Genomic DNA, 1,309 nt, shown 5'->3' with positions numbered 1-1,309 from the left:
GCAGCAGAACGCGGCGTTGGTCGAAGAGAGCGCGGCCGCAGCCGAGAGCCTCAAGGATCAGGCTCAGCGCCTGGCTCAGGTGATCCAGATCTTCAAGCTTGATGCCAGTGCACAGGCTGCGTTGTCGTCCCCGGCGCGCCGGGCATCGAAGCCTCAGGCGGCTGCGTCGCTGCCCGCGCCCAAAGCCAAGCCGGCCCTCGCGGCGCCGAAGGTGGTGCATGCGCCATCGGCACCGGCAGCGCCCGAACTCAAGCGCCCACAACCGACCGGCACGCCGGTGCGAACAGCGGCCGGTGCGGAAGGCGACTGGGAAAGCTTCTGATCGTTGATGGGTCTGTCGGTCGCGCTGAAAGGCGTTCAGGCAGGCCCCTGTTTTTCCCTCTGATTTTTGGATGTTTCCTGGAGTTTTTTTGTGCTCAGTCAATTGAAGTTCACGCAGAAGATCGGCGTGTTGATCGGCGTGGCGATTGCAGGTCTGGCGTTGCTGGTGGTGCTGTCTGCGGTGCAGACCAAACAGCGCATCGAAAGCGCGCGCATGGAGCTGCTCAAGTCCGCGGTCGAATCGATGTATTCGGTGGTGGCCGGCTATCACGCCATGGCTGCGGCCGGCGAGATGAGCGTGGAAGACGCCCAGGCCGCGGCCAAGCAGGCCGTCAAGGTATCGCGCTTTGGCGGCGCTGATGGCCGGGCCGAGTATTTCTACATCTGGGGCATGGATGGTGTCAGCGTCATGCATCCCATCCGGCCGGAGTGGGCTGGTCAGAACAAGACCGAAGCCCTGAAAGATGGCAAAGGCCGCTTCACGCTGAAAGACATCGTTTCTGGCGTGCGAGGCAGCCCCGACGGTCGTGCTTTTGTGGACACCGATTTCCCGCGTCCGGGCCAACAGGCGCCGGTGCCGAAGATCCAGTACGTGATGGAGTTCAAGGCCTGGAACTGGATCGTGGGCTCAGGCCTGTACATGGACGACATCGCCGCCGTGGTGCAGCGCGCCCTGCTGGAAACCTTGCTGCTGGGTCTGGCGATTCTGGCGGCGATCTCGGTCCTGGGTTACGCCGTGGCGCGCAGCGTGCGCCAGCAGCTCGGCGGCGACCCCGCTTTTGCCATGCAGGCCATGAACGAAGTGGCCAAAGGCAATCTCGGTGTCGATGTGGGGCAGCCTGCCAAAGGCAGCCTGCTGTTTGCGCTGCACGAGATGGTGGCATCCCTGCGCGGCACGGTGAGCCAGGTGCGCAGCGCCACGGACAGCATCAACACGGCGTCGCTGGAGATTGCCTCGGGCAACCAGGACCTGTCTGCACGCACCGAA

General features: G+C 64.0%; 1 protein-coding gene and 1 pseudogene. Both read left to right on the top strand.

From position 1 onward, the window contains the following. Nucleotides 1-322: pseudogene (locus J2W49_RS25710) on the top strand (methyl-accepting chemotaxis protein); the annotation flags it as partial. A 90-nt stretch (nucleotides 323-412) separates the two neighbouring features. After that, nucleotides 413-1,309, top strand: an 897-nt coding sequence (locus J2W49_RS25705) for a cache domain-containing protein (protein ID WP_310322777.1), incomplete at its 3' end; no start/stop codon positions are given.

This window comes from Hydrogenophaga palleronii (assembly GCF_031457455.1).
Lineage (GTDB): Bacteria > Pseudomonadota > Gammaproteobacteria > Burkholderiales > Burkholderiaceae_C > Hydrogenophaga > Hydrogenophaga palleronii_A.
The sequence above is the reverse complement of the archived record's forward strand: the minus strand, read 5'-3'. Positions and strand labels throughout refer to the sequence as shown.